This is a genomic window from Pseudonocardia sp. NPDC049635, from assembly GCF_040659795.1.
In the GTDB taxonomy this organism is placed as follows: domain Bacteria; phylum Actinomycetota; class Actinomycetes; order Mycobacteriales; family Pseudonocardiaceae; genus Pseudonocardia.
In genome coordinates this window covers 18,608-27,581 of the sequence record NZ_JBFAON010000043.1, presented here as the reverse complement: position 1 = coordinate 27,581, position 8,974 = coordinate 18,608, and the positions used below count along the sequence as shown (strand labels likewise).

Below are 8,974 nucleotides of genomic sequence, written 5' to 3'. Positions count from 1 at the left end.
AGTTCGACCCGAAGAACTGGCCGAAGGCGGCCCGGATCCCGGCCCAGCGCCGGCCACCCACGCGTGCACGGAGCCGGACGTGACCCGGCCGGCCCAGCGCGGTCAGTGCGGTGCGCGTCGTCTCCGGGGACACCCCGGCGCAGTGCGCGAGCAGCACCCTGGTCCGCAGGCCGAGCCGGGCCGCGTCCAGCGCGGTCGCGCGGACGCAGTGGTCGGTGGCCAGCCCGACGACGTCCACCTCGGTGACACCGCGGGCGTCCAGCCAGTCGGCCAGCGGCACCCCCGACTCGTTGTCGCTCGCCCCCTCGAACCCGGAGTAGGCGCTGGTGTAGGCGCCCTTGTCGAAGACGCACTCGATCGGCCCGACGTCGAGCAGCGGATGGAACGAGGCGCCCGGCGTCTGCGCCCGGCAGTGCGGCGGCCACGAGTCCACGAAGTCCGGGGTGTCGCTGAAGTGTGGGCCCGGGTCGACGTGCACGTCCCGGGTCGCCACGACGTGGTCGTAGCCCCCGTCGCGGGCCAGCGGGCCGATCCCGGCGGCGACCGCGGCGCCGCCGTCGACGGCCAGCGCGCCGCCCTCGCAGAAGTCGTTCTGGACGTCGACGACGATCAGTGCGCGTGTCATGGGTCCTCAGTGCTCCGTGCCGGAGGCGGTGTCGGCGGTGGTGATGAAGGTGGTCGGGATCGCGGGCTCCCCGCGGGAGAGCTTCAGGCCCTCCCACGGTACGGCGACCAGCCCCGCGCGGAGCCGCTCCCGGGCGTCCTCCAGGGTCTCGGCGGCGGCCTGCGAGGTGAGCTCGCCACCGCGGACCAGCGGCACCGGGAGCTCCCGGTCGTGCGGCCCGGTGGCGGGCGGCGCCCCGTGCGGGAACACGATCTCCTCGACGGCGGTCCCGGTGGGCTTGTGCCGGCGCAGTGCGGACTTGCGGCCGCCCCGGGACTCCTTCGACGACGACCGCTTGCTGACCGGCCGACCGTCCACCTCGACGAGCTTGTAGACCATTCCGGCGGTCGGCGCCCCGGACCCGGTCACCAGCGACGTCCCGACCCCGTAGGAGTCCACCGGCTCGGCCCGCAGCGACGCGATCGCGTACTCGTCGAGATCCCCGGACAGCACGATCCGGGTCCCGGTCGCGCCCAGCGCGTCCAGCTGCGCACGGGCCTGCTGGGCCATCACACCCAGGTCGCCGGAGTCGATCCGCACCGCGCCCAGCCCGGTGCCGGCCACCTCGACGGCGTTCGCGATCCCCGTGCGGATGTCGTAGGTGTCGACGAGCAGGGTGGTGCCGGTCCCGAGCGCGGCGACCTGGCTGCGGAACGCGGCCCGCTCGTCGTCGTGCAGTAGCACCCAGGCGTGGGCGGCGGTACCCGCGGTCGGGATGCCGTAGCACCGGCCCGCGGCCAGGTTCGACGTCGTCGCGAAACCGGCCAGGTAGGCGGCCCGGGCCGCGGCGACGGCGGCCTCCTCGTGGGTGCGCCGCGATCCCATCTCGATCAACGGCCGACCGGCCGACGCGGTCACCATCCGGGCCGCCGCCGAGGCGATCGCACAGTCGTGGTTGTAGATCGACAGGGCGAGGGTCTCCAGGATCACCGCGTCGGCGAAGGTGCCGGTGACGGTGAGCACGGGGGAACCGGGGAAGTACAGCTCACCCTCCGGGTAGCCGTCGACGTCACCGGTGAACCGGTAGTCGCGCAACCAGTCCAGCGTCGCCGCGTCCACCACCCCGGTCAGCGCCGCCAGCTCGTCCGGGCCGAACCGGAACCGTTCAAGCGCCGCGAGCAACCGTCCGGTCCCGGCGACGACGCCGTAGCGGCGGCCGTCGGGAAGCCTGCGCGCGAACAGCTCGAAGACACACGCCCGGTCGGCGGTGCCGTCGGCGAGCGCTGCGGCCACCATCGTGAGCTCGTAGCGGTCGGTCAGGAGGGCGGTGCTGCCCTCCGGGACGGGGCCGGTCATGACGGAGAGCCTATGCCCGTTGTGTCACCATGGGGCGCATGACCGCGCCGTCCCCGTCGCCCACCGAGCAGGTCTCGCCGGACGTCGACCCGGATGTCGACCCGCACACCGACAACGACGCCACCCCGGACACCCCGTGGCAGGCGATCGTGTGGAACGACCCGGTCAACCTCATGTCGTACGTCACGTACGTGCTGCAGAAGGTCTTCAACTACCCCGAGCCCAAGGCGAACGCCCTGATGCTCGACGTGCACCACAAGGGCCGGGCCGCGGTCTCCTCGGGGGACAAGGAGACCGTCGAGGGTCATGTCGCGCAGCTGCACGCGGCCGGCCTGTGGGCCACCATGCAGCGCACATGAGATCGGCTGTGAGGTACGGCACATGAACGGCTGGAAGCGCAGCGGCCGCGGCGAACGGGTCCGCTACACCTCCGGGTTCTCCGGGGAGGAGGCGGCCGTGCTGCGCGGCCTGTTCCACGAGGTGCGGCAGATGCTCGCCGGCCGCGCCGCGCTGGCACCGGCCGACGAGCTCGCCGAGCTGACCGGGATCCGCACCGGGCCGACGACCCGGCCCACCGACCGGGTGCTCGCCCGGTTGCTGCCCGACTTCACCACCGAGGACTCCGACCTCGCCGGTGGCATGCGGTCGCTGCACGAGCCGGCCCTGATCGAGGCCAAGGACGCGGCGGCACGGACCGTGCTCGACACGCTGCCCGAGGCAGGCGGCCGGGTCGAGCTCAGCACCGAGCAGGCCGACGCCTGGCTGGCCGCACTCAACGACGTCCGGCTGGCCCTGGGCACCGCCCTCGACGTGAGCGAGGACATGCCCGAGCAGCTGCCCGAGGACGATCCGCGGTCCCAGCACCTCGGCGTCTACCACTGGCTGACCTTCGTCCAGGACTCACTGGTCCGGGTCCGGCTCAAGGCGCTGTAGCGCCGCTCAGTCCCGGGTGACCCGGTCGGTCGGCTGCGCCCCGAGCCCCGGGTTCGCCTCCAGGTGGGCGACGAACGCGTCCAGGTCGACCGGACCGCCCACCACGTCGGTCCCCGCCGTGAAGGCGTCGAACCCGTCGCCGCCCGCGGACAGGAAATTGTTGACCGCGACCCGGTAGGTCGCGGTGTCGGTGACCGGGGCGCCGTCCAGTTCGATGCGGGTGACCCGGTCCCCGGCGACCGAGTACCGCACGTTCGACGACGTCTGCAGGACCGTCGGGCCGTCGTCCACCGTGAACTGCTGGTCCAGCACCGCCCGCAGCTGCGCGCCGGTCAGCGTCATCGTCTGCAGGATGTTGCCGAACGGCTGGACGGTGTACGCCTGCCCGTAGGTGACCCGGCCGTCCGGGCCGGGCACCAGGTCGGCCCGGACCCCGCCCGGGTTGGTCAGCGCCAGCCGGGCGCCGTCGCCGCGGGAGGCGGCCAGCTGCGCGTCGGCGATCACCGTCCCCAGCGGGGACAGCCCGGACGCGTCGGCGGTGCGCGACAGCGGCCCGGTGAGCGTGCCGACCGGGCGCTGCGCGAGCGGCTCGGACTCCCGCACCGCGGTGTCGACGATCCGCTGCGCGGCCGGGTCCGGCGTGACGTTCCGGGTCACGATCTCGTTGCGCGCGGTGGTCGCCGCGCGGTCGACCTCACCGTCACCGGTCACCGCCAGGTCGACCACCGACAACAGCCGCCCGAAGGACAGGCCCTGCACGAACGGACGCTGCGCCCCGGCCGGATCGGTGACGCTGCAGACGTACTGCTGGTGCGAGTGCGCCGAGAACACGGCGTCGACATCGGCGGACACCCCGGCCGCGATCGCCGACCCGGGCCCGCCCGGCTCCACCGCGCAGCTGCCCGGGCCACCGGGCCCGGCTCCGTCCCCCTGGTGCACCAGCAGCACCTGGGCGTCGACGCCCTGCGCGGTCAGCTCCGCGGACGCGGCGTCCACCGCGGCGATCTCGTCGCCCACCTCGACGCCGCGGATCCCGTCCGGTGAGACCAGGTCGGGCAGCTCGGCCAGGGTGGCCCCGATGACGCCGAGCCGGACCCCACCGACGTCGAGCACGGTGTGCGCGGGCAGGACGGGGGAGCCGTCCACGGTCACGTTCGCCGCCAGCACCGGGAACGACACGCCGTCGTAGGCCGGGCCGAATCGGCAGCCGTCGACCGGGTGGCAGCCGCCCGCCACCAGGCGCTGCAGTTCGGCGAGCCCCTCGTCGAACTCGTGGTTCCCGGCGACCGAGGCCGCGACACCCATCGTGTCCAGCAGCTCCATCGTCGGCTCGTCACGGAACAGCGCCGACGCCAGCGGTGAGGCGCCGACGTTGTCCCCGCTCGAGAGCAGCACGCTCGCCGGCTGCTCGGCCCGCAGCCGTTGCGTGTGCGCCGCGAGGAAGGCGGCACCGCCCGCCTCGATCTCCGTGCCGTCGTCGGCGGTCACCTCCCCCGACGACCCGGAGGGCGGTTCCAGGTTCCCGTGCAGGTCGTTGACCGCGATCACCCGGACGATCTGCGGGGAACCGGCCGTCGAGCGGGCGTCGACCACCCACGCCACCGCAAGGACCATCACGAACACCGCTGCCAGGACGAGGCCGGTGCGACGACCGGAGGAGACGGGCATGGCCGGCAGTATCGCGACGCAACACCACACGCGCCGTGCGCGGCGTCACAACCCGGCGTGACGAGCCCGTGAACGTCGTCTCCTCGCGACCGGGGATGTGCCGTCCCCGGCCACCGCCCCGTATCGTGACCTGCGTGCTGGCCATCCGATCGGACCTCGTCGACGAGATCGTCGCGCACGCCCGGCGGGACTTCCCGCTGGAGGCGTGCGGGCAGCTGGTCGGGCCCGAGGCCGGCGAGCACCCCGAGCGCTACGTCCCGATGACCAATGCCGACGAGATCGAGAGCGACTTCGCCTTCTCCCCGGCCGAGGACATCCGGCTGGAGCGCGAGCTCGACGCCGCCGGGGAGCGCCGCATGCTCGTCGTGCACTCGCACACCCGCGTCCCGCGCCGGCCGATGACCGACAGCGGGCTGCCCGAGGCGTATCCCTCGGTGAAGGACGTCGCCCAGATGGAGTGGACGCCCGACCAGCACTGGCTGATCGTGGCCCTCGCCACCGCCGACGCGCGGCCCGAGATCCGGTCCTTCCACCTCGTCGACGGCGAGGTCGTGGAGGACGAACTGGTGGTCGTGGAGTCCTACATGTTCGCCCACACCGGGTCCGACGACGTCCCCGACCGCAGCTGATCCACCCTCCCCCCGCACCCGCGCGGGCGAGGTCGCGCGGGAATGGCGCCGGACGCCGGTTGCGTTGCCGCGTACAGAGCACGACCGAGCAACCGACCAGGAGTGATCACCGAGATGGCCGTCTCCGTCTCCATCCCCACCATCCTTCGCACGCACACCGGCGGTGAGAAGACCGTCGAGGCGAAGGGTGACACCGTCTCCGCGGTCATCGACGACCTGGAGTCGCGGCACAGCGGTATCAAGGACCGTCTGATCACCGACGGCAAGCTGCACCGCTTCGTCAACATCTACGTCGACGACGAGGACGTCCGCTTCGCCGGTGGCCTGGAGGCCCCGGTCAAGGAGTCGTCCACGCTCACGATCCTCCCGGCCGTCGCCGGCGGGCGCTGACAGCTGTTCCGGGTGCCGGGCGGGTACGCCCCGTCCGGCACCGGTCCGTGAGGAGGACCCGTTGCGTTACGACTCGCTGCTGCACGCCGTCGGCGACACCCCGCTGGTCGGGCTGCCGTCGCTGTCCCCGTCCGACGACGTGCGGTTGTGGGCGAAGCTGGAGGACCGCAATCCCACCGGCTCGATCAAGGACCGGCCCGCGCTGGCGATGATCGAGGACGCGGAGAAGCAGGGCCTGCTCACGCCCGGCTGCACGATCCTGGAGCCGACCTCGGGCAACACCGGCATCTCGTTGGCGATGGCCGCGAAGCTCAAGGGCTACGAGATCGTCTGCGTGATGCCGGAGAACACCTCCGAGGAGCGCCGCCAGCTGCTCGCCATGTACGGGGCGCAGATCATCTCCTCGCCGGCCGCGGGCGGCTCCAACCAGGCCGTCGCCGTCGCCAAGGAGCTGGCCGCCGAGCACCCGGACTGGGTGATGCTCTACCAGTACGGCAACCCGGCCAACGCCGACGCGCACTACCGCGGCACCGGCCCGGAGATCCTGCGTGACCTGCCCTCCATCACCCACTTCGTGGCCGGTCTGGGCACCACCGGCACCCTGGTCGGTGCGGGGCGGTACCTGCGCGAGCACAAGCCCGACGTGCAGGTCGTCGCGGCCGAGCCGCGCTACGGCGAGCTCGTCTACGGGCTGCGGAACCTCTCCGAGGGCTTCGTGCCCGAGCTGTACGACGAGACCGTGCTGACCGGCCGGTTCTCCGTCGGCAGCTACGACGCGCTGCGCCGCACCCGTCAGCTCGTCGAGCAGGAGGGGATCTTCGCGGGGATCTCGTCCGGGGCGATCCTGCACGCCGCGCTGGGGGTCGCGAACAAGGCCCTCGACGCCGGCGAGCGGGCCGACGTGGTGATCATCATCTGCGACGGCGGCTGGAAGTACCTGTCGACCGGCGCGTACTCCGGTGACCTGGGCTCCGCAGCCCAGGGCATCGACGGCCACCTCTGGGCCTGACCCGGGGGCGCGGTACGGGCGAATCCGGCATCCACGCCGGTACCGTCGGAGCCATGACCGCACTCCCGTCCGGCCGGGCGCCCGCCCGGGTGCTCCCGCCCGCGCCGAAACGGGCCGCGGCCGTCATGCTGCTGTTCACCGCGGCGCTGTACCTGTTCGAGGCCATCGACGTCGCGTCCGGGCAGACGGTGCAGAGGGCGGGCGCGATCTACCCGCGCGACACCTCCGGCCTCGCCGGGATCCTCACCGCCCCGCTGCTGCACGACGACTGGGCGCACCTGATCGCCAACACCCTGCCGTTCCTGGTCTTCGGGTTCCTCGCAATGTCCGGCGGGCTCGCCCAGTGGTTCTCGGTCACCGCCACCATCTGGGCGATCAGCGGCTTCGGCGTCTGGCTGGTGTCGCCGGCCCCGGTGATCGGCGCGTCCGGCATCGTGTTCGGCTGGTTCCTGTTCCTGCTCGCCCGCGGCTTCTACGCGCGCAACGGCCGCCAGGTGCTGCTCGCCGTGGTGCTGTTCCTGTTCTGGGGCTCGCTGCTGTGGGGAGTGCTGCCGTCCGATCCGTCGGTGTCCTGGCAGGGGCACCTGTTCGGGGCGATCGGCGGGGTGGTCGCGGCGTCCTGGGTGGCGAAGGCCGACCGGCGCTCCGCCCCTACCCTGAGGCCGTGAGCAGCACCCGGGACTCCGGCCAGGACCTCGACGCACCGATCGGGATCTTCGACTCCGGCGTCGGCGGGCTCACCGTGGCCCGCTCGGTGATCGACCTGCTGCCCGCCGAGCAACTCGTCTACGTGGGGGACACCGCGCACAGCCCGTACGGGCCCAAGTCGATCGCGCAGGTCCGGCGGCACGCGCTCGCGATCGGTGACGAGCTCGTCGAGTCCGGGGTGAAGGCGCTGGTCATCGCCTGCAACACCGCGTCGGCGGCCTGCCTGGCGGACTTCCGCGAGCGCTACCCGGTGCCGGTCGTCGAGGTGCTGCGCCCGGCCGTCCGGCGGGCGGTCGCGGCCACCCGCAACGGCCGCGTCGGCGTCATCGGGACACGGGCGACGATCGCCTCCGGTGCCTATCCGGACGCGTTCGACGCCGCCCCGGACATCGAGGTCACCTCGGTGGCCTGCCCGCGGTTCGTCGACTTCGTCGAGCGCGGGACGACCAGCGGCCGGCAGGTGCTCGGCGTCGCCGAGGGCTATCTGGAGCCGCTGCAACGCGCCGGGGTGGACACCGTGGTGCTCGGTTGCACGCACTACCCGCTGCTGTCCGGGGTGCTGGAGATCGTGCTCGGCCCCGACGTGACGCTGGTGTCCTCGGCCGACGAGACCGCCCGCACCCTGGTGCGCACCCTGCACGCCCGCGGGCTGCTGCGCGACGGCGCCGACGACACCGCACCGCCGGCGCCGCACCGCTTCCTCGCCACCGGCGACCCGGAGCCGTTCCAGCGGCTCGGCCGCCGCTTCCTCGGCCCCGAGATCGGCACGGTGGTCGGCCGAGCCGGTGCGCGGCAGGGAGACCCGGCAGGGGTAACGTCCGCACCGTGATCGGCACGCTGGTACTGGTGATCACGGTGGCCCTGGCGGCCACCGCGCTGTTCGGCCTGGTCACCACGGTGGCGAACCGGCCACCCGGGCGGGTGCACCGGATCGCCGTCGGCATCTGCGAGGTGCTGGTCGTCGTGCAGGCCGCGGTCGCGGTGTACCTGGTCCTGGTGAACGGGGTCACGTTGCCGGAGGAGACCACCTTCCTGATCTACGTGCTGGTGTCGGTGTGCCTGCTGCCGATCGCGCTCCAGTTCGCGACCGCCTCGGACGCCACCGCCGCAGCGGTGACCGACCCCGGCACCACCCCGGCCGCGTCCGCCGCTCCCGCCGGGGCGGACGCCGGACCGAGTCGCTGGGGCGGCGCCGTGATCGCCGCCGGTGCGATCGGCACCCTGGTGGTGGTCCTTCGCCTGCAGGGACTCTGGAGCCCGGTTGGCTGAGCGCGGGGAGGTACGTGCGACGGCGACCGGGCCCGGCCGGCTGCTGATCGCCGTCTACGGCATCTTCGCCCTCGCCGCGACGGCCCGGGCCGGCGTGCAGATCGCCGAACGCTTCGACGAGGCCCCGCTGGCGTACTCGCTGTCCGCGGTCGCCGGGGTCGTCTACATCCTGGCGACGATCGGGCTCACCGGCACCGGCCCCGGGTTCCGCAGGCTGGCCTGGTTCGCGGTCGTCTTCGAGCTGGCCGGGGTGCTCACCGTCGGCGCGTTCACACTGCTCGTGCCGGGCGACTTCCCCCAGGAGACGGTCTGGTCGTACTTCGGTATCGGCTACGGCTTCGTGCCGCTGGTCCTGCCCTTCGCCGGGATCTGGTGGCTGCGCCGCACGGCGCGAGCGGGTTAGGGTCG

The 8,974-nt window shown here is 73.1% G+C and carries 11 protein-coding genes and 1 pseudogene; 9 read left to right on the top strand and 3 right to left on the bottom strand.

Annotated features, from left to right (window positions below):
- Nucleotides 1-103 precede the first annotated feature (103 nt).
- Nucleotides 104-625: pseudogene (locus AB0J24_RS28265) on the bottom strand (isochorismatase family protein); the annotation flags it as partial.
- A 6-nt stretch (nt 626-631) separates the two neighbouring features.
- Entirely contained in the window at nt 632-1,960 is a 1,329-nt protein-coding gene (locus AB0J24_RS28260; protein ID WP_358686881.1) for a nicotinate phosphoribosyltransferase, read from the bottom strand.
- 38 nt (nt 1,961-1,998) lie between these two features.
- Between AB0J24_RS28260 and clpS the strand changes: the two genes are divergently transcribed.
- Both clpS and AB0J24_RS28250 read left to right on the top strand, forming a co-directional pair.
- Nucleotides 1,999-2,319: an ATP-dependent Clp protease adapter ClpS gene (clpS, locus tag AB0J24_RS28255; RefSeq protein WP_358686879.1), complete on the top strand. Its 321-nt coding sequence runs from the start codon at nt 1,999-2,001 to the stop codon at nt 2,317-2,319.
- 22 nt (nt 2,320-2,341) lie between these two features.
- On the top strand, nt 2,342-2,893 hold the full coding sequence (locus AB0J24_RS28250) for a DUF2017 domain-containing protein (protein WP_358686878.1): 552 nt from the start codon (nt 2,342-2,344) through the stop codon (nt 2,891-2,893).
- A 6-nt stretch (nt 2,894-2,899) separates the two neighbouring features.
- Here the strand turns inward: AB0J24_RS28250 and AB0J24_RS28245 are convergent, their stop codons facing one another.
- Complete coding sequence (locus tag AB0J24_RS28245; RefSeq protein ID WP_358686877.1) at nt 2,900-4,561, bottom strand: bifunctional UDP-sugar hydrolase/5'-nucleotidase; 1,662 nt, start codon at nt 4,559-4,561, stop codon at nt 2,900-2,902.
- A 134-nt stretch (nt 4,562-4,695) separates the two neighbouring features.
- Here AB0J24_RS28245 and AB0J24_RS28240 point away from each other — a divergent pair, with 134 nt between their 5' ends.
- From AB0J24_RS28240 to AB0J24_RS28210, 7 genes are all read left to right on the top strand, one after another.
- Complete coding sequence (locus AB0J24_RS28240) at nt 4,696-5,190, top strand: M67 family metallopeptidase (RefSeq protein WP_358686876.1); 495 nt, start codon at nt 4,696-4,698, stop codon at nt 5,188-5,190.
- A 114-nt stretch (nt 5,191-5,304) separates the two neighbouring features.
- The gene (locus tag AB0J24_RS28235) at nt 5,305-5,580 is read left to right on the top strand and encodes a MoaD/ThiS family protein (protein ID WP_358686874.1); all 276 of its coding nucleotides are present in this window, start codon (nt 5,305-5,307) and stop codon (nt 5,578-5,580) included.
- Between the two features lie 61 nt (nt 5,581-5,641).
- Entirely contained in the window at nt 5,642-6,589 is a 948-nt protein-coding gene (locus AB0J24_RS28230; protein ID WP_358686872.1) for a cysteine synthase, read from the top strand.
- A gap of 53 nt (nt 6,590-6,642) precedes the next feature.
- Nucleotides 6,643-7,257 carry a rhomboid family intramembrane serine protease gene (locus AB0J24_RS28225; protein ID WP_358686871.1) on the top strand — a complete coding sequence of 205 codons (615 nt, stop codon included), beginning with the start codon at nt 6,643-6,645 and terminating at the stop codon, nt 7,255-7,257.
- Entirely contained in the window at nt 7,254-8,126 is an 873-nt protein-coding gene (gene murI / locus AB0J24_RS28220; RefSeq protein WP_358686870.1) for a glutamate racemase, read from the top strand. Before AB0J24_RS28225 ends, murI begins: the two co-directional genes overlap by 4 nt.
- Nucleotides 8,123-8,566 (top strand): hypothetical protein, encoded by a 444-nt coding sequence (locus AB0J24_RS28215; RefSeq protein ID WP_358686868.1) that lies wholly within the window; start codon nt 8,123-8,125, stop codon nt 8,564-8,566. The genes murI and AB0J24_RS28215 overlap by 4 nt, the downstream gene beginning before the upstream one ends.
- Entirely contained in the window at nt 8,559-8,969 is a 411-nt protein-coding gene (locus tag AB0J24_RS28210) for a hypothetical protein (protein WP_358686866.1), read from the top strand. The genes AB0J24_RS28215 and AB0J24_RS28210 overlap by 8 nt, the downstream gene beginning before the upstream one ends.
- Nucleotides 8,970-8,974: the final 5 nt, after the last annotated feature.